The sequence below is a fragment of the Geodermatophilus sabuli genome, assembly GCF_900215145.1.
GTDB classification, from domain to species: domain Bacteria; phylum Actinomycetota; class Actinomycetes; order Mycobacteriales; family Geodermatophilaceae; genus Geodermatophilus; species Geodermatophilus sabuli.
In genome coordinates, this window is sequence record NZ_OBDO01000001.1 from 795,933 (window position 1) to 820,172 (window position 24,240).

Consider the following 24,240-nt stretch of genomic DNA (forward strand, 5'->3'; position numbering starts at 1 on the left):
AGGCGCAGGTCTCCGGGGGTGGGCTCGTGGCCCGGCAGCAGGAGCCGGGACGGGGTCAGACGCGCTCGCCGGCGCGGGTCTTGCGGGTGGCGATCCGCTCGGCGACGAAGGACAGGATGGGGACGGTGCCTGCGAGCAGCACCAGGACGGCGCCCTTGAGCGTCCACCGGGCGCGCAGCGCCAGGTCGCAGGCCACCAGGAAGAAGATGAAGTAGAGCCAGCCGTGCAGCGTGCCGATGACGGAGACCGGCTGTCCGATGTCCGCGGCGTACTTCAACGGGACGGCGACCAGGATCAGCGCGATCAGCAGCACGCCGACGATCCAGGCCATGACCCGGTACCGCAGCAGTGCGGCGGGGATGCCCTGCCCGACCCGGCGGGCGAGGGCGTGGGGGAGGGAGCTGGTGCGTCGGGTCTGCTCAGCGGCCACGGTCGCCCCGCTGGCCCAGCGCCTTCTCGTTGAGCTCGGCGAGGTAGGCGTTGTAGGCAGCCAACTCGGGGTCGCCGGTGGTGTCGATGCGGGGCCGCTGGTACAGGACCAGGTCGGCGCCCGGTTCCTCGGCGTCCGGGTCCCGGTTGACCTCCTCGCGGCACATGCGCACGTAGAACCACAGGCCCATGAACCCGTACAGCGGCCACTGCAGTGCGTAGCTCCAGTTCACCGCGCCGCCGCCGGCCTCCGCCTTGGTGAGCTGCCAGTAGCCGAGGAAGAAGGTGGCGACGAAGAGGGCCGCCACCACCAGGTGCCCGAGCACCCACTTGGGGGTCAGCAACCGGGAGAACACGGCTCCGACTGTAACCGGCGGCGCCCCCCGGACGGGGTGACCGGTGAGGGGGCTCACGCCCCAGGGCCGCCCCGGGAGACCACCCACCCCGGCCCGGGGACGCGACCCGCCGCGACTCCGTCTCCGGTGGTCGGCCGCCATGCGGGGTCGGCTAGTCTCGCCCCAGACTGTGGTCGGCACAGCAGCCGTCCGCCGGAACCGGTGGGCGGCGCGCCGGGAAGACCGTTCGGGTGGTCCGGGCGGAGGACGAGGAGGCAGCGAGCAGTGGCTCGAGGCAGCAGGCTCGCGCGGGTCGCCGCGCTCGGTCTCCTGGGGGTGGTCACCCTCACCGCGTGCACGCCCAACAACGAGTTCTGGCGCTGGGGGTGGCCCGACGGGATCACCGACGAGGCCTACGCGATGCGGGACCTCTGGATCTGGTCGGTCATCGCCGCGCTCATCGTGGGCTTCGGTGTCTGGGGCCTGATCCTGTGGTCGGTGGTGCGGCACCGGAAGCGCGGCGACGAACTGCCGAAGCAGACGGCGTACAACCTGCCGCTGGAGATCGTCTACACGATCATCCCGTTCCTCATCATCGCCGGCCTGTTCTTCTTCACCGTGGTGACGCAGAACAAGGTCCAGGAGCGCAGCGACGACCCGGACGTCACGATCGCGGTCAACGCCTTCAAGTGGAACTGGCAGTTCGTCTACCCGGAGACCACGGGCACCGACGGCGAGCCGGTCAACACCGTGGGCAACAGCGAGGAGATCCCGATCCTCGTCGTCCCGACCGACCAGCGGGTCCGGTTCGAGGTCGCCTCCGCGGACGTCATCCACTCGTTCTGGGTGCCCGAGTTCCTCTTCAAGCTCGACGTGATCCCGGGCAACGAGAACGGCCGTGACAACGTCTTCGAGGTGACCGTCCGCGAGGAGGGCGCCTTCGTCGGTCGCTGCGCCGAGCTGTGCGGGACGTACCACGCGTACATGAACTTCGAGGTCCGCGCGGTCACCCCCGCCGACTACGAGGACTACCTGGCCGCGCGCGAGTCGGGCCTGAGCACGTTCGACGCGCTCGAGAGCATCGGCCAGCCCGGTGACCCGCAGACCACCCAGGCCTGGGACCTCGTGGACGACGCTCAGCGGGCCGATGGCTGACATGCGGCTCCACCGGGTCTCCACCACGCAGCAGGAGGGACGACCGTGAAGGTCGAAGCGCTCATCTTCAACGTCATCGGGGTCTTCTGCATCGTGATGGCGATCGTCTACGGGCTGTGGGCCCGGGAGCCGATCGGCACGACGGCCCTCGTGCTCTCCGGCGGGCTGACCTTCCTGATCGGTGGGTTCTTCTGGTTCGTCTCCCGGCGCATCGACGCTCGCCCGGAGGACCGCAAGGACGCCGACATCGCCGACGGCGCCGGTGAGCTCGGGTTCTTCCCGCCGGCCAGCTACTGGCCGCTCGGGATCGCCCTGTCGGCCGCCCTCATGGGGGTGGCGCTGGCCTTCTTCTACGCCTGGCTCATCCTGATCGCCGCTGCGGCCCTCCTGATCACCATCGGCGGGCTGGTGTTCGAGTTCTACACCGGCCAGAACGCGCACGGCTGAGCCGTCCGGCTCCCGACCAGGGCCCCTCTCCGCATCAGCGGGGAGGGGCCCTCGTCGTCGGGGCCCTCGTCGGGACCTGAGGTCCGGTGGATCCGCCCGCCGCAGCCCATGATCACCCGGGTGCCGCCCGACGCGACCACCCCGGGTGCCGTCCGAAGCGTCCCCGGTCGGACGGCGGCACGCCTGCTCGGACGAGCGTCGTGGGCGGGCCTGCCACCGGCGACGCTGCCTCCCCACCATTCGGGCCGGGGACGCCGCCTCGGCGTGCTGGTGGCTGTGGCGGTCGGCCGGCGACGCCGCCGTCGGACTCGGGATCCTCTGGCGCCCTGCCGGGTGACCCGCCCGCTGTGCGGCCCCCGCCGTCCGCCCGGGCATCCCGTGGCCGAGGCCGTGGCTGTGGCTGTGGCCGTGGCCGGCGGGGGAGGTGCGGTGGCTCCGCAGGTACCGGCGCATCCTCGGGCCCGCGTGGCGGGCCGGCGCGGCCGGCGAGCAGGCCGCACCCGGGGCGGTACGCGCGGCCCGGCCAGGGCCCGCGGTGGCGCCGACGTCACCACGGGCCTGGGGCGGTGACGGGCCCGGGCGACGGGACAGGTGCACCGGCGGCCGGGGCGGGGAGTAGGAGACCGAGTGCGGCTCCGCAGGGCAGGGCGCCGGGGCGACGGCAGGGCGCCGGGACGACGGCACGGTGTCGGGCGACGCGTCCCGCACGCCTGCCGGCCGGGGCGTTCGCGCGGGTGGTCGATGCGCGGTTGATCACGCGGCTGATCACCTGGGTCGGCTGCGGTGAGGACCAGCCAGCAGGTGCCGGTGTCGGCCCGGGGCAGTCACCGGCCCCGGGCCGACACACGAGTGGGGCCCCAGCGGATTCCGCCGGGGCCCCACTCGTTGTTGCGTTCGATCAGTCGCGCGGCTCCTGCGGCCGGCCACCGTCGGCAGGACGACCGGAGGAGGTCAGCTCCCGAGCGGACTCCGCGGCAGCCTGCCCGTGGTCCTCATGGCGCTGCTCGAGCTCCACGCGGCTCGGCTCCTCGATGGGCGTGAAGAAGCCGCGGATCGCCCGACGGGCACCGCCCACCTGATTCATCCGCTTGGGCACCGGAGCGCCGCCGTAGGCGAGGATGCCGTGACCGTGCTCGTCGACCGGGCCCAGCGGCTGGTGGACCTCGATGAACTCGCCGTGGGGCAGCCGGCGGAGCACACCGGTCTCGATGCCGTGCTCGAGGACCTCGCGGTCGTGCCGCTCCAGGCCCAGGCAGATGCGGTACGTGAACACGTACACGATCGGCGGGATGATGATCACGCCGATGCGTCCGACCCAGGTCATCGCGTTGAGGCTGATGTCGAACTTCTCCGCGATGACGTCGTTGCCGCCGGAGAGCATCAGGATCACGTAGAAGGCGATCGCCATGGTGCCGAGCGAGGTGCGCACGGGCACGTCGCGCGGCCGCTGCAGGAGGTGGTGCGAGGCGGTGTCGCCGGTGAGCTTGCGCTCGACCATCGGGTACACGGCCAGCGCCGTGAACATCAGCCCGGCCACCACGACCGTCGGCCAGAACAGCGCCGGGATCGTGTAGTCGCCGGGGAGGTTGATGTCCCATGCCGGGAAGAGCCGGGTGGACCCGTCCAGGAACATGATGTACCAGTCCGGCTGCGAGGCCGCGGACACCTGTGAGGGGTTGTACGGCCCCCACAGCCACACCGGGTTGATCTGCACGAGCCCGCCGAGGGCGGCGCACACGCCGAACACGATGAAGAGCAGGCCGGTGGCCTTGCCCGCGAAGGCCGGGAAGAGCCGGTTGCCGACCACGTTGTGCTCGGTACGCCCCGGACCGGGGAACTGGGTGTGCTTCTGCTTGACCAGCACCAGCAGGTGCACCGCGATGAGCGCGAGCAGGATGGCCGGGATGATCAGCACGTGGGCGATGTAGAACCGCCCGATGATCTCCGTGCCGACGAAGTCACCGTTGAAGACCGCGAAGTGCGCCCAGGTCCCGATGACCGGGACCGAGAGCAGGATCGCGCTGATGATGCGCAGCCCGGTGCCGGAGAGCAGGTCGTCGGGGAGGGTGTAGCCGGTGACGCCCATGAGCAGGGCCAGCACCAGCATGACCACGCCGATCAGCCAGTTGGTCTCGCGCGGCCGACGGAACGCGCCGGTGAAGAAGATGCGGAACAGGTGGACGACGATCGCCGCGACGAACAGCAGCGCCGCCCAGTGGTGGATCTGCCGCATGAACAGGCCACCACGGACGTCGAACGACAGCTGGAGCGCCGAGTCGTAGGCGGCCGACATCTCCACGCCCCGCAGCGGCGCGTAGGAGCCCTCGTAGACGACCTCGGTCATCGAGGCGTCGAAGAAGAACGTCAGATAGGTGCCCGACAGCAGCAGGATGATGAACGCGTAGAGGGCGATCTCACCGAGCAGGAAGGACCAGTGGTCGGGGAAGACCTTGTTCAGCGTCCGGCGGAGGGGGCCGGCGACGATCAGGCGATCGTCGAACTCGACGGCGACCTTGCCGAGGCGGCTGGTCGGAGCTCCCGGGGCCGTGGCGGTGCGAGCAGCCATCAGATCCGCTCCCGGTTCCAGTAGGTGGGGCCGACGGCCTCAATGTAGTCACTGCGGGCCACGAGGTAGCCCTCGTCGTCGACTGTGATCGGCAGCTGGGGGAGCGGCCTGGTCGCCGGACCGAAGATCGGCTTGGCCCCCTGCGTGATGTCGAACATCGACTGGTGGCACGGGCAGAGGATCCGGCTGGTCTCCTGCTCGTACAGCGACACCGGGCAGCCGGCGTGCGTGCAGATCTTCGAGAAGGCGACGTAGTCGCCGTAGTTGAAGTCCTCGTGGCCCTCGCGGGGTCGGAGCACGTCGACCTGCTCGGGCCGCAGCCGGAAGAGCATGGTGGGTGCGTCGGACTCGCGGTTCCCGCCCGGGACGGCCGGGAACACCGTCTCCAGGGAGCCGGGCTCCTGGTCGCCCGGCCGGATCGGGGTGCCGTCGTCGCGCACCAGTCGCACGCCCTCGGCCCAGCTGGTGGTGCCCAGGGGGTCGCCCTTGTTGGGGTTCTTGATCAGGCCGCCCAGCGGCATGAGCAGCATGAGCCCGAGGCCACCTCCCATGAAGGCGAGCGAGCGGGTGAGCAGCTTCCGCCGGGCCAGACCGCTGTCGTGCAGGCCGCCGACGAGGGTCGCCCCCGTGGTGACGCGGTCGAAGTGCGACCCGTCGTGCTTGTCCTGGACCGCGGTCTCGTGCGGCAGGAGCTTCTTGGTGTAGAGCACCAGGCCGACGCCGACGAGGATGAAGGCCAGGCCCATGAGCGCGCCGAGGAGCGGCGTGAACAGGACGCTCCAGCCGCTGTCGGTGATCTCCCAGTGCCAGTCGGGGAGGAACCAGCCGGAGCCGACGTAGACCACGACGAAGGCGAGAGCGGCCAGCCCGGCGAGGGCGAAGGTGAGGCCGACCTGACGGACCGCTCGACGCTCCACCGGGGTGCCGGGCTCGGGGCCCGGGTCCACGTGCAGGATCTCGACACCGTCGTACCGGGCGCCCAGGCGGTCGAGCTCCTCGCGGGGCATCGCCGCCAGCTGCTCAGGGGTGTAGTCGTCGTCCGGACCGCCGTGCAACGGCCCGGCGACGTCCGCGCCGCCGGTGGAGCCGGGGCGGCTGTCGCGCGTACTCACGCTTCCTCCTCGCTGACCCACGCGGGCAGCGGTCGCTGGGCCGAAGTGTCCGGTGCGGGGCCGGTGGCCGTGGTCATGCCTTGCTCCCCATCCAGAAGATCCCGAACAGCAGGGCGCTCACGCCGACCACCCAGATGACCAGCCCCTCGGCGACCGGGCCCATGCGGCCCACGCCGGCGCCGCCGGGGTCGGCCTGCTCGTGGATCGTCTGGACGTAGTTGATGATCGCGCGCTTCTCGTCGGGGGTGAGCTGGTTGTCCCCGAAGACCGGCATGTTCTCCGGGCCGGTGAGCATCGCGGTGTAGATCTCCATGTCGCTGACGTCGTCGAGGCTCGGGGCCCGCTTGCCCGACGAGAGCGCACCGCCCGCGCCGACGAAGTTGTGGCAGGACGCGCAGTTCAGGCGGAACAGCTCGCCGCCGAGGGCGAGGTCACCGTCGCGGAGGTCGCCGGAGGGGAGGGTCGGGCCGCCACCGTTGGCCTGCACGTAGGCCATCAGCTGGTCGATCTCCTCGTCGGAGAAGACGGCCGGCTTGTCGGGGGCCTGCGCCTCCTGGCGGACCAGCGGCATGCGGCCGGTGTGCACCTGGAAGTAGACGGCCGCCTCGCCGACGCCGATGAGCGAGGGCCCGCGGTTGGGGACGCCCTCGAGGTTCTCGCCGTGGCAGGTGATGCAGCTGCGCTCGTACAGCTCGCGGCCGGCCGCCTCGGCCGAGGACGCGGTCGTGGTGCCCTCGTCGGTGGCGTAGGCCGGCGACAGTGCCGAGTAGAGGGTGCCGGTCAACACGAGGGCGGCCATCAGACCGGCCACGTTGACCACCCTGCGGCGGTGCTTGGAGCGGCGGCGCGCGCGGGCCGCGGCGGCGGGGGCGCCCTCAGCCGGACGGCGGGACCAGCGGGCGCGGCCGCGGGGCGTCACGTCGTCGGGCTGGGCGTCGGACTGCGGGTTCGTGGTGGACACCGGTTCCCTAGCGGATCAGGTAGATCGTGGCGAAGAGCCCGACCCACACGACGTCGACGAAGTGCCAGTAGTAGGAGACCACGATCGCCGCGGTCGCCTGGGCTGGCGTGAAACGGCCCATGGTGGACCGGATGAGCAGGTAGACGAAGGCGACCAGCCCCCCGATCACGTGCAGCGCGTGGAACCCCGTCGTCAGGTAGAAGACCGAGCCGTACGTCGAGCTGGAGATCGACGTGCCGTGCTCGGTGACCAGGACGCGGTACTCGTTCACCTGCGCCAGCACGAAGACCAGGCCCATGACGAACGTGATGGTGAACCAGCGCCGCAGGCCGTAGACGTTGCCGTTCTCCGCCGCGAAGACACCGAGCTGGCAGGTGACCGAGGAGGCCACCAGGATGATCGTGAAGAACAGCGCGTAGGGCAGGTTCAACTCGGTCGGCTCGGGCGGCCACCCCTCGGTGGCGCGAGCCCGCGCGGTGAAGTACATGGCGAACAGTCCGGCGAAGAACATCAGCTCGCTGGAGAGCCAGATGATCGTGCCGACGCTGACCATGTTGGGACGGGTCAGGGAGTGCACCCGGGAGGTGTCGAAGGTGCCGCTCGCGACGGGAGCCGTTGTCACGGGGCCATCATGGCATCGGTCCCCGCACCCCCACGACCGCGGGTGTGCGGGTGTGGCGGCACCGTGACCTGTCCGATACCTGGTGGCGGTCGGACCCGGTGGGCTCGGTCCGGGCACTAGGCTCCGCCGGGTGAGCGATGCGCCGGCCACCGTCCTGGTCTACAGCTCCCGGCCCGAGGTGCGTGCTGCCGTCCGCACGGCGGTGGGCCGTCGTCCGGCGGCCGACGTCGGCCCGGTGACCTGGATCGAGTGCGCGACCGACCAGGACGTGATCGACACCGTGGACGGCGGGGGCGTGGACCTCTGCATCCTCGACGGCGAGGCGCAGCCGGCCGGTGGCCTGGCGCTCAGCCGTCAGATCACCGTGGAGGTGGCCGACCGTCCGGCGCTGTGCGTGCTCATCGCCCGGCAGCCCGACCGCTGGCTGGCCCACTGGTCCCAGGCCGACGCGACCCTGCCGTTCCCCGTGGACCCGCTGACCGCTCCCACCGTCGTCGCCGACCTGCTGCGCGACCGGGTGGGGCGGCGGCCGGCCGCCCGCCGGTGAGCGGCGGCGCGCCCACCTGGCCGGGGCTCCTCACCCGTCTGCTGGCCCGGGAGGACCTCTCCACCGAGGATGCTGCCTGGGCCATGCGCGAGGTGATGGCCGGAGAGGCCACGCCCGTGCAGATCGCGGCCTTCGCTGTCGCACTGCGAGCCAAGGGCGAGTCCGCGGCCGAGGTGACCGGGCTGGCCGCGACCATGCTCGACCGGGCGACCCCCGTCTCGCTCCCGCTGGCATGCGTGGACATCGTCGGGACCGGCGGTGACGGTGCCCACACGGTGAACATCTCGTCCATGGCGTCGGTCGTGACCGCCGCGGCCGGGGTGCCGGTGGCCAAGCACGGCAGCCGCGCGGCGTCGTCGTCCTCCGGGGCCGCCGACGTGCTGGAAGCCCTGGGCGTGGTCATCGACCTGCCGGCCGGCGCCGTGGCCCGCTGCGTCGCCGAGGCCGGCATCGGCTTCTTCTTCGCGCCGGTCTTCCACCCGGGCATGCGGCACGCCGCCGTGCCCCGGAGGGAGATGGGCATCGGCACGGTCTTCAACTTCCTCGGCCCGCTGACCAACCCGGCCCGTCCCGTGGCGGCCGCGATCGGCTGCGCCGACCGGCGCATGGCGCCGGTACTGGCGGAGGTCCTGGCCGGGCGGGGGATGCGCGCGCTGGTGTTCCGTGGCGACGACGGGCTCGACGAGCTCACCACCGCCACGACCTCCTCGGTGTGGGTGGTCCGCAACGGCGCGGTCGAGCCCGACCGGGTCGACCCCGAGGCGCTGGGCATCGAGGCGCCGCCGGCCGGGGCGCTGCGCGGTGGGGACGCCGCGTTCAACGCCGACGTCTTCCGGCGGGTGGTGGCGGGTGAGCGCGGGCCGGTGCGGGACGCGGTGCTGCTCAACGCCGCCGGGGCGCTGGCCGCCTTCCAGGAGCGGGACGTGCGGCTGCACGACGCCCTCGCCGCCGGGCTGCAGCGGGCCGCCGCGGCGATCGACGACGGGCGGGCGCAGGCGCTGCTGGAACGGTGGGTCGAGGTCAGCCGGTCGCTGCGCGCCTGAACCGCGGGTTGCCGCCGCGGTGGTCCTCTGCAGGGTCCCGCCGCGTGCGTGCGAGTGGCGGGGCAGGAGTCCTTCTTCAGTCGGCGGAGTCGAAGCCGATGGCGAACGCCGCCTCGAGGTCGTGCCGGCTGTAGGCGCGGAAGGCGATGTGGGTGTCGGTCTCGAGCACCCCGGGGACCTTGTTGATCCGCCCGGCCACGACGTCGGCGATCTGCTCGAACTCGCGTACGCGGACCACGGCGATGAGGTCGACCGTGCCCGCGACCGAGTAGACCTCGCTGACCCCGTCGAGGTCGGCGACGGCTTCGGCCACCTCGGGGATCGCGTCGGTGGCCGCGTCGATCATGACGATGGCGGTGATCACGCCGGCGATGCTAGCCGGGCCGCGCCCGGACCGGCGGCCGCTCGCGGCCCGGGGGAGACCCGGTCGGGCCGGGCGCGCGTGCCCAGGGAGCGGGTGTCGGCGAAGGGGTCGCGGCCGGTGTGGCCGGCCTCCACGCGGTCGAGGAAGGTGCTGTAGCGCCCGGTGCCGGGCGCCGGGCAGGCGAGGGTGCCGGACACCTGCACGAGGCGGGTCCCCGGCTTCTCCATCCAGCGCAGGACCAGTTCCGTCTCGTCGACCGAGGCGGCCAGCTCGTCGCCCGGACCCAGGGGGGTCTCCGCGGTGGCGAGCAGGCCGGTCAGCGTCTCCCGCACCGACGTGCCCCGGGGCGCGCACCCGGCGGCCACCAGCCGCCCTCGCCGGACGACGGACAGCTGCCAGCCGCCCCCGCCGTCCGGGCGGGCCAGTACCAGCTCGGGCACCGCGGCCAGCGACTGGAGTCGCTGTCGCCGACGGACGGCGCGGATGAGGACAGCCACCCGGTCGCGGAGCACCGCGGCGTCCTCGTAGCGTTCCTGGGCGCCCAGCCGGTCGACCCGCGCCAGCAGCGGCGCGAGCAGCGCTCCCGGGTCGGCCGCCACGGCGGACCGGAGGACTGCCGCGATCCCGGCGTACTCCTCGGCCGACTGGGCGCCGGTGCAGGGGGCGCCGCACCGGCCCATCCCGGCCAGGGCACAGGCGGTGCCGAGCACCCGCAGGGACAGCCGGCCGGTGCACTGCCGCAGCGGCAGCGACTCGTGGATGGCCGCGACGGCGGCGTCGGCGGCCCGCCGGTCGGGGAACGGGCCGAGGAACACCCCCGCACCGGGACGCACCCGGCGGACGACCGACAGCCGCGGGAACGGCTCCTCGGTCAGCCGCACCCACAGTGCCCGTTCGGGGAACCGCGAGCGCCGGTTGTAGCGCGGTTTCTGCTCGGCGATCAGCCGCAGCTCCCGGACGGCCGCCTCGAGGTCGTGCGCGCAGGGGATCGCCTCGACGCGCTGCGCGAGGGCCACCATCTCGGTGATCCGGCTGCGCTGCTCGCCGGCGGTGAAGTAGCTGCGGACCCGGGTGCGCAGGTCGTTCGACGTCCCGACGTAGAGCGGCTCGTCCCGGGGGCCGCGGAACAGGTAGACACCGGGGCCGGACGGGACGGCGTCGGCCAGGTGCCGCTTGCGCAACCGTTCCGGGTCCACCTGCCGGGTGAGGCTGGTGAGCTCCTCCAGGCTGGTGATGCCGAGGGGGCCCAGACGCTCGAACAGCCCGTGCAGCACGTCGACCGTGGCGCGGGCGTCGGCCAGCGCGCGGTGGCAGGGTTCGGTGGTGGTGCGGAAGTACGGCGCCAGGGTGGCCAGCTTGCAGTTGGGCACCTCGTCGCGGGTGAGCAGGCGGCGGGCGAGGACGGCGGTGTCGACGGAGGCCGTGGCGGGCCAGGGGATCCCGTTCTCGGCGCAGGCGGCCTTGAGGAAACCGAGGTCGAACGGTGCGTTGTGCGCCACCAGGACCGCGCCCCGGGCGAACTCCAGGAAGCCGGGCAGCACCGCGCCGATGCGCGGGGCGGCGGCCACCATCGTGGAGGTGATGCCGGTCAGGACGCTGATGTAGGGCGGGATCTCGCAGCCCGGGTCGATCAGCGTCTGGAACTCGCCGAGGACGGTGCCGCCCCGGACCTTGACCGCGCCGATCTCGGTGATGGCGCTGTCCTTGGGCGAGCCGCCGGTCGTCTCCAGGTCGACGACGACGAACGTGACGTCGGCCAGCGGGGTGCCCAGCTCCTCGATGGTGGCCTGCTCGTAGCGGGGGAGCCCTGCGGCGGCTCGAGCTGCTGTCCCGGCGGCGATCCCGGCCAGCCGGGCAGGGGAGGGGGGCACGGGGCGGACGGTAGGTCGGGGCAGTGACAGTCCCGGGGACGCGCGCCGGTGGAGCGCGGGCGTTCCCCGGGGGGCGGATCAGGGCCGGGGCCCGCGCCTGCGGGGGTCCAGGCGCGCGAGCAGCAGGGCGGTGGCGACGACGAGCGCGACGCCGGTCGCCAGCAACAGCGAGGCGTCGGAGGCCCAGATCGCCGTGCTGTGCTCCCAGGCGGGGTCGCCCGCACCGGGGTCGAGGGCGTTCAGGTCGGCCGTCGCGGCCGTCATCGCGTAGCCCCACCGGGAGGGGACCAGCCAGGAGAGCTGTTCGAGCACGACGCGGCCGTCCACGGGGAACAACCCGCCGCAGAGGATGAGCTGCACCATGATCAGCACGACCAGCAGCGGCATGCCGCGGTCGGCGTTGTCGATTGCGGCCGAGATGGCCAGGCCGGTCAGCATCGCCGTCCACGTCACGGCGAGGACGGCCAGGAGCACCTCCGCGCGACCGGAGCCGAGCAGGAGCGGGTCGTCCGGCCCGGGCCGGCCGAGCAGGGCGACGACGGTGAACAGCACGGCCTGCAGCCCGGTGACCAGGGCCAGCACCACGACCTTCGACGCCAGGTAGGCGCCGATCGACAGGCCGATGGCCCGCTCCCGGAGGTAGACCGGCCGCTCCTTGACCAGCTCGCGGACCGACGCCGCCGCGCCCATGAGCACCGCGCCGATGACCAGCACGAGGAGCAGCTGGGCCGGTTGCGCCTCACCCGAGCGCGCCGCCGCGCGCACGGACAGCCCGGAGGACCCGGGGACGGCGTGGGCGAGCGCGCTGAGCACCAGGGGCAGGATGGCGAGGGAGACCGCGTACTGCCGGTCGGAGGCGATGACCGCCAGGTAGCGGCGCACCAGCACGGCGAACTGGGTGAGCGGGTTCTGCTGGCGGGGGCCGGTGGCCGGTGCCGGTCGCGCCGCCGGCTCCACACCGGGGGTGCGGTGCCCGGGCGAGGACGCCGCGGCCCGCCGGTGGTCCGGCGAACCACGGAAGCGGCGGGCCCACTCCTCCCCGGGCAGCGTCTCCAACAACAGGAAGACGTCGGCGAAGTCGCTGCGGCCGAAGTAGCGCAGGGCGTTGGCCGGAGGGCCCGCGTACGCGACGTGGCCGCCGGGCGCGAGGACGAGCAACTGGTCGCAGAGCTCCAGGTTGGCCACGTTGTGTGTCACCACCACCACGGTGCGGCCGTCATCGGCCAGCGCCCGCAGGGTCCGCATGACCGAGCGGTCCATCCCCGGGTCCAGACCGGAGGTGGGCTCGTCCAGGAAGAGCAGGGACGGCTGGGTCAGCAGCTCGAGGGCGACGCTGGTCCGCTTGCGCTGTCCGCCGGACAGGCTCGTGATGCGCTGGTCGGCGTGCGCGGTGAGGCCCAGCTCCTCGAGCACCTCGGCGATCCGGCCCCGGCGGTCGGCCGCCGTGGTGTCGGCGGGGAAGCGCAGCCGCGCGGCGTAGGTGAGGGCCTGGCGCACTGTGAGCTGCGTGTGCAGGACGTCGTCCTGGGGGACCAGGCCGATGCGCTGGCGCAGCTCGTCGTAGTCCTCGTAGAGGTCGCGGTCGGCGTACCGGACGTGTCCGCTGTCGGCCGGGCGCGCACCGGTCAGGGCGTGCAGCAGGGTGGACTTGCCCGCGCCGCTGGGGCCGATGACGGCGAGCAGGCTGTTGCCGGACAGCGTGAAGCCGACCGACTGGAGCAGGACCTTCCCCTGGGGGGTGGTGACGGTGAGGTCCTCGGCGGCGAAGACGTTGCCCCCGCGGTCGACCGAGGCGACCAGCCGGTCGCCGTCGAACTGCAGCAGGCCGTGGCCGATCCCGATGACGTCACCGGGGGTGATGGGCGCCCGGGTCACCCGCCGCCCGTTGACGAAGGTCCCGTTGCCGGTGCCCAGGTCGGTGAGGGTCCAGCCGGTGGGGCCGCGGTCGAGGACGGCGTGCTGCCGGGAGACCAACAGGTCGTCGAGCACGACGTCGTTGTCGGGCAGCCGGCCGACCGTGATGCGCGCGGTGCGGACGTCGTGGACGGCGGTCACCTGACCCTGCCCGGTGCGCTGCTGATCGACGGCCGGTGGGGGCGCCGCCGCGCCGGGGACCAGGTCGAGGGGCGCGCCGTCGGAGACGCTGCCCAGGTGCAGGCGGACCGGTCCCGTGACGGTCAGCCGGGTGATGCGGTGCTGGCCGAGGAAGGTCCCGTTGCGGCTGTGGTCGACGACCGTCCAGCCGGCCGGGTCCGGCTCCACGACGAGGTGCAGGCGCGACACGCCGGGATGCGGCAGGTCGAGGTCGACGCCGTCCCCTCGGCCGACCACGACGCGCCGTCCTGGTCCCAGCAGCAGCCGGTGGCCGCCGGCGTGCAGCTCCAGCGTGTCGGTGGGGCCGGTGACCGGCCCGGGGGCCGGGGGTCCACTCCCGGTCACGTCACCGCCTCCCCGGGACGGTCGCGGGCAGCGCGTCGGGGCGCACGACGGCGAGGGCGGCGGCCTCGGTCCCGGTGGCCCCGTAGAAGTCGTAGCGGAACCCGGCCAGTGCCCGGTCCACGTCCGCGGGGGCGGTCAGCCGACGGCACAGGTCGGACAGCCGCTGCGCCGGGGCGCCGCCGCGGTCGGCTCCCGGGGCGACCGGTACGAGCACCGCCGCGGCGGTGGCGGTCCCGGGACGTGCGGCGCGGTACAGGAAGACCAGAGCGCCGGGACCCGAGGGGCGGTCGAGCGTCGGCCGGACGATCTCGCCGTCCACGGTGAGCAGCGCGGCCATCGCCTCGTCGGTCGCCGCGACGGTGACCGTGCCGCCGGCGACGAGGACGGCTGCGCCGTCGAGGCGGATGCGCCGGCCGCGGACGGCGGCGTACCCGGCGTTGAGCGACCGCGACACGAGGAGGGCGGCGGCACGGGCGGGGTCCTGCCGCCAGCGCTCGGCCTGCCCGTCACCCTCGCGGGTGGCGCGCCGGGCGGCGTCGTGCGCGGCCGGCACCGCCGTCGAGGGGTGGTCCGCGGTGACCAGCATCCCCACCACGAGCCCGTCGAGCCGCTCGTGCACGGTGGCGGCCGATAGGGCGCCGGTGCCGTCCCCGCCCGCCTCGTGGACCTGCCAGACCGGTTCGCCCGTGGCCTTCCCGGGACCGCCGCCGGATCGGGACCGGCGCCGGTGCCGTGCCGCGAGCGCCGCTCCCGTGGCGGCCACGGCCGCACCCGAGACGAGGACCGGCGCGACCCAGTCGCCGGCGCCGTCGGCGACCGCGGCGGCCGCGGCGGTCCCGGTGGGGGCGTCCGTGACCGGGGTCGACGGGGGAGCGTCCGACGGGGCGGGGAGCTCCGCCGGTGGCGGGGCCGGTGCGGGCGGCGGAGCCGAGCGGGCGGCCCGCAGCGCGCTGACCTCCGTCGGGAACACGTCACGGACGAGCGGATAGGCGGCGTCCCCGGGGCACGCGGTGAGGGACATGTCGCGGTGCCCGGAGATCGTCGCGGCGGTGACCGGGGTGCCGACCGGCCACCGGTTGGACCCCCGGGAGACGAAGGACGTCGTCGCGCCGGGCGTGGTGTCGATGCCGTACACGTCGGCGAGCGCGGCCAGCAGGGCGACCATCGCGCCCCGTGCCTCCGCGGTGGGGGGCTCCGTGGTGTGGTCCCCGATGAAGCAGCACAGCTGCGCGAAGCCCTGGCTGCCGCCGGTCGCGTCGGGCTGCACCGGTCCGGCGAGGCTGCCGGCGCGGCCCTCCCAGATCCCTCCGTGGCGGTCGACGAAGAAGTTGTAGGCCACATCGGGCCAGTTCTTCGTGGGCCCGGTGTGGAGACCGTAGAAGCTGCGGATCTGGCCGGCGACCGCCTCGGGTCCGTAGCCGTTGCCGGACGCGGTGTGGTGGACGAGGAGGAATCGGACGTCGCCGGGCTGCTCGCTCGCCAGCGGGCCGGTCGGGGCCAGGCCCTGTGCCCAGTCCTCCCGGGGACGCACCGTCACCCCGGGCAGGCCCAGGGGCGCGGCCGCCGCCCGCCCGGCGACCAGCGGTGCGAGCGGGACGGCGAGCGCGACGGCCGCGGCCCCGCGCAGGAAGGCCCGCCGGGTCAGCGCGGACGCAGTGGCGTCCGGCCCGGCGTCACACATCGGCGGTCCGGTCAGGGGTGGGGGAGGTCAGCAGGTCCACAGCTGCCCGGGCGGTGTGGTGTCGTCCAGCCGCTTGACGTAGCTCTCCCCGCCCACGCGGGCACGCTCGGCGCAGGCGGCCGCCTGGCTCGGGAAGGGGCCCGTGTAGGCGGCGTAGATGAGCGCGCCGTCGAGGTCGTGGCGCAGCGAGGAGCAGCTCCCCGCGGTGAGCAGGTAGGAGGCGCCGGGGTGCGCGGCGAGGAAGCCCGAGATCTCCTCCTCGTAGCGGCCCGGCGTCACCGCTGAGCCCAGGAAGACCACCCAGCTGCTGTCGCAGGCCGGGTCGGAGATCGGCACGGGCAGCCCGAGGTCGCCGCGGGCCGGTCCGGTGCGGGGAGCGGGGCTCGACGGCGCGTCGGACGCGGTGCGGGATGCGGGCGTCGACTGCTGCCCGGCGTCCTCGGCCGTGTCCTCCGACGGCGGGTCCGGCGACGAGATCGCTCCGGGCGGCGCATCGCTGTCGGTGGCGACCGTGCCGGCGCCGGCGCCGTTCCCACCGGCCCCTCGTTGGCCCAGGAGGACCCCGGCGAGGACGGCGGCCACCACGAGGGCCGCCGCGGCGACAAGCCACCCTGCGGTACCCCGGCCACGCCGCTCCGGTGGCTGCGTCGCGGCCGGCGGCCAGGTGCCCGGCGGTGCCGGGGGGACGTAGGTGGGCGGTGCCTGGACCGCCGCGGCCGCGCCGGGGACCACCGTGGGTGCGGCGGAGGGGACGACGGCCACGGGCACCCGCGGCGGCGCGCCCTGCAGTGCCCGGACGGCGTCCGCGGCGAGCTCCCCGCAGGTCGCGTATCGGTCGGCGGGGGACTTGGCCATGCCCCGCGCGACGACAGCGTCCAGGCCGGCGGGCAGGTCCGGTCGCAGCGCCGTGACCCGCGGCGGCGGGGTGGACAGGTGGGCGTGGACCAGCGCCGGCACGCCCTCGACCGGGAACGGCCGCCGGCCGGTGAGGGCCTCGTGGAGCACGCAGGCCAGGGAGTAGACGTCGGCCCGCCCGTCGACCTCGGCGCCACCGTGCAGACGCTCCGGCGCCATGTAGTCGAACGTCCCGACGGCGGCCCCGTCGGCGGTCAGCGGTCGGGCGTCCGAGCCGCCGACCTGTGCGATCCCGAAGTCGACGAGGTAGACGAAGTCCTGCGAGGTGAGCAGGAGGTTGGACGGTTTGACGTCGCGGTGCACCAGCCGGCGGGCGTGTGCGGCGTCGAGGGCCTGCGCGGCCTGCGCGACGATCGAGACCGCGCGCACCGGCGGGAGCGGGCCCTCCCGTGCGATCAACTCAGCGAGGTCCAGGCCCTCGACCAGGCGCATGTCGATGTAGAGCCGGCCCTCGATCTCGCCGTAGCGGTGGATCGGGAGGACGTGCGGGTCGTTGAGCTGGGCGGCGGCGTAGGACTCCCGCTTGAACCGCTCGACGAACCCCTCGTCTGTCGCCATCGCGGCGGGGAGCAACTTGAGCGCCACCACCCGGGCCTGTTCCCGGTCGTAGGCCCGGTGGACCTCGCCCATCCCGCCCCGGCCGAGGAGCCCCTGCAGCTCGTACGGACCGAACGCCGTCACCGCGGGTCCCCAGTCGTGCACCGGATGGCCGTCCCCGGCCGAGGTCGTGCCATCGGTGTCCCCCTCGCGACTGGTGTCCGCGCACCGACGCCGACCCTAGGCACCGGAGGGGCCCCTGCCCACCCTCCTGTGGCTCGTCCGGTGGAGCGGCGTATTCCCATCGGGTGGTGGGCCGGCGACCGTGGGTGGTCCCGGACGCCCGGCGCCCAGCCGGAACTGTCGGTGGCCGTCCCTAGCGTCCTGCGCGGACCGACCGGGGCCATGGAGGGCCCCTGCGACGAGGCGTCGGCCCGGCAGAGGAGTGGACCATGTTCATCGACTGCGACACGTGCACCGCCCGGGGCACGGGGTGCACCGACTGCGTCGTCACCGTCCTGCTGGGCGCTCCGCCCGGTTGGGAGAGCGCCGACCCGACCGTGGTGCCGATGACCGGCCGGCGGGACCTCGCGGGAGCGGCGGCCGCCGAGGACGTCGTGGTGCCCCGGCCCGGAGTGGTCGTGGAGTTCGACGACGTCGAGCGGCGGGCGGTGCGGGCGCTGGCGGAGGGTGGGCTGGTGCCGCCGCTGCGCCACCAGCCGGCTCCGGGTGGGCCGGCGCGGCATCGGCGGCGCACCGGGTGAGGCCGGCCTCGGCGGCCGTGGGCACGGATGGTCGACCATCGTGGTGACCCTGCGTGGCCGACGGCGTGGCGAACGCCGATCGTGTGGCTGTTCCCACAGTCCACACAGGACCCATTTGTCACAACTTCATCACGCCCGTACGGTGAGCCGGTCCGATCGGGCGGTCGTCACCGGAGAGAGGTGACCCCGGGCGGACACCGCCGAATCGCCCGACGCGCCCGTGTGGCACCGAGGGCGAACCGGGGACCCACCGCAGTACTGGGGTGAGTTCTCGCGTGCGCCGGTCCGTCGGTGCGCAGAGATAGGGCACTTCTTCCCAGCCCGAACCCGTCAGCTAACTCGGTAGGCGGTTGCTGAGGAAGAAACGGAGAGCCGCCGACCGTGGCGACGCCTCGCCCTGCCCTGGGGCATGCAACCGATCAGTCCCACCCCGACCTCCCGGTCCTGTTCCGCCGCCCCCGCCTGGCCCGCCGACTCGGTCGCAGACTGGTCCTGGGCGCCACCGCCTCCCTTGCCCTGACGCTCCTGCCGGGGACTGCCGCCGCGGACCCGCAGCAGGCCGGCAGCGCCGCGCAGGCCGCCCAGCTGGTCACCGAGGCCGGCCGCGAGCTCGAGGCCGTGACCGAGCAGGTGAACGAGGCCCGCGAGGTGCTCGCGCAGCAGCAGGCCGCCGCGGACAGCGCCCGCCAGGCCGCCGCGGACGCCCAGCAGCGGCTCGACGCCCTCGACGGCCAGATCCGGCAGGTGGCCCGCACCGCCTACACAGGTGACGGGATGACGCAGCTGGACCTGCTCATGAGCAGCGGGTCGGCCGAGGACCTCGTCTCCCAGCTGGCCACGCTCGAGGTGATCGCCGGCCACACCACCGACGTCCTCGCCGAGGTCGCCGAGACCGCGGCCGGTGCCGACCGGGCCCGGCAGGACGCCGACGCCGCGGCAGCTCAGGCGCAGGCCACTCTCGACGACGTCACCGCCCGGCAGGGCCAGCTGGAGTCCGACATCGCCGACTACCAGGCGCAGTACGACGCGCTCTCGGCGCAGCAGCAGCAGGAGGTGGTCACCTCGCACGTCGGGCAGCCCGTGGCCACGCCGGCGCCGGCCGCCGCCTCCAGCGGTGCCGCGCAGGCCGCCGTCAACACGGCGCTCGCCCAGGTCGGTGACCCCTACGTGTGGGGCGCCGGCGGGCCGAACTCCTTCGACTGCTCGGGGCTCACCCAGTACGCCTACGCCGCGGCCGGTATCAGCCTCCCGCACTCCAGCCGCATCCAGTCCACGATGGGCACCGCGGTGTCCCGCGCCGACCTGCAGCCGGGCGACCTGATCTTCTACTACAGCCCGGTCAGCCACGTGTCGATGTACATCGGCAATGGCCAGATGGTGCACGCCTCGACGTCCGGCCAGCCGGTGAAGGTCGTCAGCGTCGACTCGATGGGCGGGATCACCGCCATGCGCCGCATCGCCTGACGACAGCCGCGGGAGCATCGCAGCGAGGAACGAGCGAGGAGCGGACCGGGCGCGGAGTCAGGCCGGGAGGTGCCGCGTGAGAGAGGACCAGCTGCCTCCTAGGATCGGCCGGGTGAGCGCCCGCCGGGCCGCGCTGCTGGCCGCGGGTGTGCTGGGCGCGGCCTTCGTGGTCGTCGTCGCCGTCGGCACGCCGTGGAACCTGCTGCCCGATCCGCCGGGTGGGGCCACCCCGATCCGCCCGGGCGCCGGACTGCCCCCCGGCGTGGCCGAGCGGGCGGAGTCCTTCGCCGCCGCGATCCGCCCGGCGTCGCTCGCCTCGCTCGTGCTCGGCCTGGTGGCCGCCGCGGTGCTGGCCCTGACCCCGCTCGGGCGGTGGCTGGTCCGGTCCGCGGCCCGGCCGCTCGGCGGCGGGTGGGTGTGGCAGGTGCTGCTCGGCACGGTGGCGCTGGTGTTGGCCGGCCGGCTGATCACACTGCCGCTGTCGGCCTACGGGGAGGTGGTCCGCCACCGGTTCGGACTGTCGACGCGCAGCTGGCCGCTGTGGCTGCGGGACGTCGCGGTCTCCACCGCCATCGACGCCGTGCTCACCGCCCTGGCCCTGCTCGCCGTGGTGTGGCTGGCCCGGCGGGCGCCGCGGACGTGGTGGGGCTGGGCCGCGGGGGCCGCGGCCGCGATGGTGGTCGCCGGCTCCTTCCTGTACCCGGTGGTCATCGAGCCGGCGTTCAACCGCTTCGACCCGCTCCCGGCGGGGCAGCTGCGCACCGACCTGCTGGAGCTGGCCGAGGAGAACGGCACGCCCGTCGAGGACGTCCTCGTGGCCGACGCCTCGCGGCGGACGACGGCGCTCAACGCCTACGTCTCGGGCTTCGGGTCGACCCGGCGCATCGTGCTGTACGACACGACGCTGGCCCAGTTGCCCGACGCCGAGATCGAGTCGATCGCTGCCCACGAGCTCGGCCACGTCGCCAGCGACGACGTCCTCACCGGGACGCTGGAGGGGGCGCTGGGAGCCGCGGCGGCGGTGGCCCTGCTGGGGTGGCTGCTGTCGTGGACGCCGCTGCTGCGGCGGGCCGGCGCCGACTCCGCCGGCGATCCCCGGGTCGTGCCGCTCGTGCTGTTCCTGGCCGCCGTGGGCACGGTGGTGGCCATGCCCGTGCAGAACCTGGTCTCCCGGCACGTGGAGGGGCGCGCCGACCTGCACGCCCTCGACCTCACCGGGGACGCCGAGGCGTTCGTGGCCATGCAGAACCGGCTGGCCACCGCGAACCTCTCCGACCCGGACCCGCCGGCGGCCTGGCACTGGTTCTTCGGCTCGCACCCGACCGGGCCGCAGCGGGTGGCGTTCGCGGAGGACTGGCAGCGGCTGCAGGAGGCCGGGTGAGGACGCTCGTCGTCACCAACGACTTCCCGCCGCGCCAGGGCGGCATCCAGACCTTCGTCGCGGCGCTCCTGGCCCGCCGCCCACCGGACTCCCTCGTCGTCCTCGCCTCCCGCTCGCCGGGCTGGGAGGAGTACGACGCCGCGCTGCCGTACCCGGTGGTGCGCCGGCCGACCGGCATGCTGCTGCCCACACCCGCCACGGCGCGGGCCGCGACCGACCTCGCCCGGCGTCACGGCTGCGACACCGCCTTCTTCGGAGCGGCCGCACCCCTCGGCCTGCTCGCGCCGGCGTTGCGGGCGGCCGGGGTCGGTCACCTGGTCGGGGCGACCCACGGCCACGAGACCGGGTGGGTCGCGCTGCCGGGGGCGCGGCAGCTCATGCGGCGCATCGCCGGAGGCCTCGACGTCCTGACCCACATCAGCGAGTACACCCGCCAACGGCTGGCGCCCGCACTGGGCGGGGCGACGCGCCTGGCGCAGCTGTCGCCGGGGGTGGACGTCGAGCTGTTCACGCCGGACGCCGACGGGACGGCGGTGCGCCGGCGGTACGGGCTCGGGGACGCGCCGGTGGTGGTGTGCGTCTCCCGGCTGGTGCGGCGCAAGGGGCAGGACGTCCTCGTCGCCGGGTGGCCGCGGGTCCTGGCCCGCCACCCCGGTGCCCGCCTGCTGCTGGTCGGCGGCGGCCCGCTGGAGGGCGGCCTGCGCCGCGCCGTGGCGGCCGCGGGGCTCGAGGACTCCGTCGTCCTCACCGGAGCCGTGCGCCCGGAGGAACTGCCCGAGCACTACGCCGCCGGGGACGTCTTCGCGATGCCCTGCCGCACCCGCCGCGGCGGGCTGGACGTCGAGGGGCTGGGCATGGTCTACCTCGAGGCGGCCGCCAGCGGCCGGCCGGTGGTCGCCGGCACCTCCGGTGGCGCACCCGAGACGGTGCGGGAGGGCGTGACCGGGCACGTCGTCGCCGATCCCCGGTCGCCGGACGGCGTCGCGGCGACGGTCAACCACCTGCTCGACGACCCGGACCGGGCGCGGGCCATGGGTGCGGCCGGTCGCGCGTGGGTCGAGCAGCGGTGGTCGTGGTCGTCGATCGCGGCCACCTTCGCCACCCTGCTGGACCCCGCACAGCGCTGAGCCCCGCCCCGCACACGGAGCGGGACGGGGCTCGGCGGGTCAGCGGCCCTGCTGCAGGGTCCCGCCCCGAGCCTGTGAGGGGTGGGGGGCAGCGGGGTCCTTCTGGTAGATGGCCTCGACCTCGGCGTCGAACTCCTTCATCACCACGGCCCGCTTGAGCTTGAGGCTCGGGGTGAGCATCCCGTTCGCCTCGGTGAAGTCGGTGGCCAGGACCCGGAACCTCTTGATCGACTCCGCCTTGGACACCGCCTTGTTCGCCTCGGTGACCGCCGACTCGATCTCGGCCAGGACGTCGGAGTCCTCGGTCAGCTCGCCCACCGACGTGCCGGCCGGCTTGCCCTTGGACTCCAGCCAGGCCGGGAGGGCCTCCTCGTCGAGGGTGATCAGCGCGCCGATGAACGGGCGCTGGTCGCCGACGACGATGCACTGGCTGATCAGCCGGTGGGCGCGCAGCCTGTCCTCCAGGACCGCCGGGGCGACGTTCTTGCCGCCCGCGGTCACCAGGATCTCCTTCTTGCGCCCGGTGATCCGGATGAAGCCGTCGCTGTCGATGTCCCCCAGGTCGCCGGTGCGGAACCAGCCGTCGGGGTCGATGGCCTCGGCGGTGGCCTGCTCGTTCTTCCAGTAACCGGGCATCACGATCCCACCGCGGATGAGGATCTCCCCGTCGTCGGCGATCGCGGCCTGGACACCGGGCAGCGGCCGGCCGACGGTGCCCATCCGGAAGGCGGCGTCGTGGTTCACCGCGGCCGCCGCGGTGGTCTCGGTCAGCCCGTAGCCCTCGTAGACGGTGACGCCGAGGCCGCGGAAGAAGTGGCCGAGCCGCTCACCGAGCGGGGCGCCGCCGGAGATCGCGCCCTGGCAGCGCCCTCCGAGAGCGGCCCGCAGCTTGCCGTAGACGAGCTTGTCGAACAGCGCGTGCTGGGCCCGCAGCAGCAGCCCGGGGCCGCCGGTGTCCTGCGCGCGGGACCAGTCGATGGCCACCTGCGCCGCCCGGTCGAAGATCTTCCCCTTGCCGTCGCCCTCGGCCTTGGCCTTCGCCTGGTTGTAGACCTTCTCGAACACCCGGGGGACGGCGAGGACGAACGTCGGCTGGAAGGCGCCGAGGTCCGCCACGAGGTTGGACACGTCGGCGGTGTGGCCGATGACGGTGCGGGTCTTGACCGCGCCGACCTCCAGCACCCGCGCGAGCACGTGCGCCAGCGGGATGAACAGCAGCAGCGACCCGTCCTCGTTGAGGAACCGGTCCAGCAGGGTCATCCCGTTGCCGATCTCGAACAGGAAGTTGGCGTGGGTGAGCTCGCACCCCTTGGGCCGCCCGGTGGTGCCGCTGGTGTAGATGATCGTGGCCGGGCTCGAGGAGTGGAGCGTGGCGCGGCGGGCCTGCAGCTCGCTGTCCGGGACGTCGGCCCCGGCGGCGGTCAGCGTGCCCAGGGCGTCGTCGTCGATGACCCACACCGGGCCCAGCTCCGGCGCCTGGTCGCGGACGGAGTCGACCGCCTCGGCGTGCTCGGGGCGCTCGACGACGGCGGCGCGGGCACCGGAGTCGGACAGGATCCACGCCACCTGGTCGGGGCTGGAGGTCTCGTAGACGGGGACGACGACACCGCCGGCGGCCCAGATGGCGAAGTCCAGGACGGTCCACTCGTAGCGGGTCTTGGCCTGCAGGGCGACCCGGTCGCCGGCCTGGACGCCGGAGGCGATCAGCCCCTTGGCGACGCCGTCCACCTGGGCGCCGAACTCCCGCCAGGTGACGTCCTCCCACCGGCCGTCGCGGCGGACCCGGAGGCCGACGTCGTCGCCGTGCGCGGTCACGTTGGTGGTGAGCAGGTCGGGCAGGGCCTCGTCGGCCCGCACCTCGGTCGTCGCCGGGACGCTGAACTCGCGCACGCCTGGTCCTCTCCTCCCCGCCCGACCACGGCACCGTCGCCTGCGGCCCCGGACCGGGACGGCCCAAATCTAGCCGCTGGGGGCTACCGGTGAGTAGCAGGCGCACGTGCCACGACCGGGCGACAGAACGGGGAGCGGTTAGCCTGCTGCCCATGGCCGACCAGTCCACCCAGTCGATCACCGTCGAGGCTCCCGCGGCGGACGTCATGGCGGTCATCGCCGACTTCGAGGCCTACCCCCAGTGGGTCGCCGCGGCCCAGCAGGTCGAGGTCGTCGAGGCCGGCCCCGACGGCCGGGCCCGCCGCGTGCACTTCGTCATCGACGCGGGGATGGTCAAGGACGACTACGTCCTGGAGTACGACTGGGACGGCGACCGCCGGGTCTCCTGGCACCTCGTGCAGGGCCAGATGCAGAAGCGCCAGGAGGGCTCCTACACCCTCGACGAGCGCGGCGGCCGCACCGAGGTGACCTACCGGATCACCATCGACACCCACCTCCCGCTGCTGGGGATGTTCAAGCGGAAGGCGGAGAAGGTCATCCTCGACACCGCCCTCAAGGAGCTCAAGAAGCGCGTCGAGGGCTGACCGGCT

21 protein-coding genes and 1 riboswitch are annotated in these 24,240 nt (G+C 74.0%); of the genes, 9 read left to right on the top strand and 12 right to left on the bottom strand.

Annotated features, from left to right (window positions below; all coding sequences use genetic code 11):
• Nucleotides 1–55: 55 nt before the first annotated feature.
• Together CRP39_RS03815 and CRP39_RS03820 are read right to left on the bottom strand one after the other, a co-directional pair.
• Entirely contained in the window at nucleotides 56–430 is a 375-nt protein-coding gene (locus CRP39_RS03815; RefSeq protein ID WP_097204475.1) for a DUF3817 domain-containing protein, read from the bottom strand.
• The gene (locus CRP39_RS03820; RefSeq protein ID WP_097204476.1) at nucleotides 420–785 is read right to left on the bottom strand and encodes a metalloprotease; all 366 of its coding nucleotides are present in this window, start codon (nucleotides 783–785) and stop codon (nucleotides 420–422) included. Before CRP39_RS03820 ends, CRP39_RS03815 begins: the two co-directional genes overlap by 11 nt.
• A gap of 264 nt (nucleotides 786–1,049) precedes the next feature.
• On the opposite strand from CRP39_RS03820, the gene ctaC reads away from it, so the two are divergent.
• Nucleotides 1,050–1,919 carry an aa3-type cytochrome oxidase subunit II gene (gene ctaC, locus CRP39_RS03825; RefSeq protein WP_097204478.1) on the top strand — a complete coding sequence of 290 codons (870 nt, stop codon included), beginning with the start codon at nucleotides 1,050–1,052 and terminating at the stop codon, nucleotides 1,917–1,919.
• A 45-nt stretch (nucleotides 1,920–1,964) separates the two neighbouring features.
• Complete coding sequence (locus tag CRP39_RS03830; RefSeq protein WP_097204479.1) at nucleotides 1,965–2,366, top strand: cytochrome c oxidase subunit 4; 402 nt, start codon at nucleotides 1,965–1,967, stop codon at nucleotides 2,364–2,366.
• A gap of 898 nt (nucleotides 2,367–3,264) precedes the next feature.
• On the opposite strand, the gene qcrB is transcribed toward CRP39_RS03830, so the two are convergent.
• The 4 genes from qcrB to ctaE form a co-directional block, all read right to left on the bottom strand.
• A complete protein-coding gene (qcrB, locus tag CRP39_RS03835) occupies nucleotides 3,265–4,932 on the bottom strand; it encodes a cytochrome bc1 complex cytochrome b subunit (RefSeq protein ID WP_097204481.1) in 1,668 nt (555 codons plus the stop codon).
• Nucleotides 4,932–6,044, bottom strand: coding sequence for a cytochrome bc1 complex Rieske iron-sulfur subunit (qcrA, locus tag CRP39_RS03840; protein WP_097204482.1), 1,113 nt, complete (start codon nucleotides 6,042–6,044; stop codon nucleotides 4,932–4,934). The genes qcrB and qcrA overlap by 1 nt, the downstream gene beginning before the upstream one ends.
• Before the next feature lie 73 nt (nucleotides 6,045–6,117).
• Complete coding sequence (qcrC, locus tag CRP39_RS27960; RefSeq protein WP_216359596.1) at nucleotides 6,118–7,005, bottom strand: cytochrome bc1 complex diheme cytochrome c subunit; 888 nt, start codon at nucleotides 7,003–7,005, stop codon at nucleotides 6,118–6,120.
• Between the two features lie 7 nt (nucleotides 7,006–7,012).
• On the bottom strand, nucleotides 7,013–7,627 hold the full coding sequence (gene ctaE, locus CRP39_RS03850) for an aa3-type cytochrome oxidase subunit III (RefSeq protein WP_097204484.1): 615 nt from the start codon (nucleotides 7,625–7,627) through the stop codon (nucleotides 7,013–7,015).
• A 130-nt stretch (nucleotides 7,628–7,757) separates the two neighbouring features.
• On the opposite strand from ctaE, the gene CRP39_RS03855 reads away from it, so the two are divergent.
• Nucleotides 7,758–8,174 (top strand): hypothetical protein, encoded by a 417-nt coding sequence (locus CRP39_RS03855; protein WP_097204486.1) that lies wholly within the window; start codon nucleotides 7,758–7,760, stop codon nucleotides 8,172–8,174.
• A complete protein-coding gene (gene trpD / locus CRP39_RS03860; protein WP_097204488.1) occupies nucleotides 8,171–9,217 on the top strand; it encodes an anthranilate phosphoribosyltransferase in 1,047 nt (348 codons plus the stop codon). Before CRP39_RS03855 ends, trpD begins: the two co-directional genes overlap by 4 nt.
• 76 nt (nucleotides 9,218–9,293) lie before the next feature.
• Here trpD and CRP39_RS03865 read toward each other — a convergent pair whose 3' ends face one another.
• The 5 genes from CRP39_RS03865 to CRP39_RS03885 form a co-directional block, all read right to left on the bottom strand.
• Nucleotides 9,294–9,581 (bottom strand): Lrp/AsnC family transcriptional regulator, encoded by a 288-nt coding sequence (locus tag CRP39_RS03865; RefSeq protein WP_097204490.1) that lies wholly within the window; start codon nucleotides 9,579–9,581, stop codon nucleotides 9,294–9,296.
• The gene (locus CRP39_RS03870) at nucleotides 9,578–11,452 is read right to left on the bottom strand and encodes a DEDD exonuclease domain-containing protein (protein WP_097204492.1); all 1,875 of its coding nucleotides are present in this window, start codon (nucleotides 11,450–11,452) and stop codon (nucleotides 9,578–9,580) included. Before CRP39_RS03870 ends, CRP39_RS03865 begins: the two co-directional genes overlap by 4 nt.
• A gap of 78 nt (nucleotides 11,453–11,530) precedes the next feature.
• Nucleotides 11,531–13,891 carry an FHA domain-containing protein gene (locus CRP39_RS03875; RefSeq protein WP_183358915.1) on the bottom strand — a complete coding sequence of 787 codons (2,361 nt, stop codon included), beginning with the start codon at nucleotides 13,889–13,891 and terminating at the stop codon, nucleotides 11,531–11,533.
• A 1-nt stretch (nucleotide 13,892) separates the two neighbouring features.
• The gene (locus CRP39_RS03880) at nucleotides 13,893–15,572 is read right to left on the bottom strand and encodes an N-acetylmuramoyl-L-alanine amidase (RefSeq protein WP_097204494.1); all 1,680 of its coding nucleotides are present in this window, start codon (nucleotides 15,570–15,572) and stop codon (nucleotides 13,893–13,895) included.
• A 27-nt stretch (nucleotides 15,573–15,599) separates the two neighbouring features.
• Nucleotides 15,600–17,168 carry a serine/threonine-protein kinase gene (locus CRP39_RS03885; protein ID WP_183358914.1) on the bottom strand — a complete coding sequence of 523 codons (1,569 nt, stop codon included), beginning with the start codon at nucleotides 17,166–17,168 and terminating at the stop codon, nucleotides 15,600–15,602.
• A 308-nt stretch (nucleotides 17,169–17,476) separates the two neighbouring features.
• On the opposite strand from CRP39_RS03885, the gene CRP39_RS03890 reads away from it, so the two are divergent.
• From CRP39_RS03890 to CRP39_RS03905, 4 genes are all read left to right on the top strand, one after another.
• Nucleotides 17,477–17,788 carry a hypothetical protein gene (locus CRP39_RS03890; protein WP_097204495.1) on the top strand — a complete coding sequence of 104 codons (312 nt, stop codon included), beginning with the start codon at nucleotides 17,477–17,479 and terminating at the stop codon, nucleotides 17,786–17,788.
• A gap of 188 nt (nucleotides 17,789–17,976) precedes the next feature.
• Nucleotides 17,977–18,152, top strand: a riboswitch (cyclic di-AMP (ydaO/yuaA leader).
• A gap of 17 nt (nucleotides 18,153–18,169) precedes the next feature.
• Nucleotides 18,170–19,252, top strand: a complete 1,083-nt coding sequence (locus CRP39_RS03895) for a C40 family peptidase (protein ID WP_097204497.1) — start codon at nucleotides 18,170–18,172, stop codon at nucleotides 19,250–19,252.
• Between the two features lie 112 nt (nucleotides 19,253–19,364).
• Nucleotides 19,365–20,633 carry a M48 family metallopeptidase gene (locus tag CRP39_RS03900; RefSeq protein ID WP_097204499.1) on the top strand — a complete coding sequence of 423 codons (1,269 nt, stop codon included), beginning with the start codon at nucleotides 19,365–19,367 and terminating at the stop codon, nucleotides 20,631–20,633.
• Complete coding sequence (locus CRP39_RS03905) at nucleotides 20,630–21,760, top strand: glycosyltransferase family 4 protein (RefSeq protein WP_097204501.1); 1,131 nt, start codon at nucleotides 20,630–20,632, stop codon at nucleotides 21,758–21,760. Before CRP39_RS03900 ends, CRP39_RS03905 begins: the two co-directional genes overlap by 4 nt.
• Nucleotides 21,761–21,799: 39 nt before the next feature.
• Here the strand turns inward: CRP39_RS03905 and CRP39_RS03910 are convergent, their stop codons facing one another.
• On the bottom strand, nucleotides 21,800–23,650 hold the full coding sequence (locus CRP39_RS03910; protein WP_097204503.1) for an AMP-dependent synthetase/ligase: 1,851 nt from the start codon (nucleotides 23,648–23,650) through the stop codon (nucleotides 21,800–21,802).
• A 152-nt stretch (nucleotides 23,651–23,802) separates the two neighbouring features.
• Here CRP39_RS03910 and CRP39_RS03915 point away from each other — a divergent pair, with 152 nt between their 5' ends.
• A complete protein-coding gene (locus CRP39_RS03915; protein ID WP_097204504.1) occupies nucleotides 23,803–24,234 on the top strand; it encodes an SRPBCC family protein in 432 nt (143 codons plus the stop codon).
• The last annotated feature ends 6 nt before the right edge of the window (nucleotides 24,235–24,240 follow it).

Coding starts and splice junctions, on each gene's coding strand:
- qcrB (WP_097204481.1), bottom strand. CDS start 4,932: ATGGCTGCTCGCACCGCCACGGCCCCGGGAGCTCCGACCAGCCGCCTC.
- CRP39_RS03880 (WP_097204494.1), bottom strand. CDS start 15,572: ATGTGTGACGCCGGGCCGGACGCCACTGCGTCCGCGCTGACCCGGCGG.
- CRP39_RS03890 (WP_097204495.1), top strand. CDS start 17,477: ATGTTCATCGACTGCGACACGTGCACCGCCCGGGGCACGGGGTGCACC.
- CRP39_RS03915 (WP_097204504.1), top strand. CDS start 23,803: ATGGCCGACCAGTCCACCCAGTCGATCACCGTCGAGGCTCCCGCGGCG.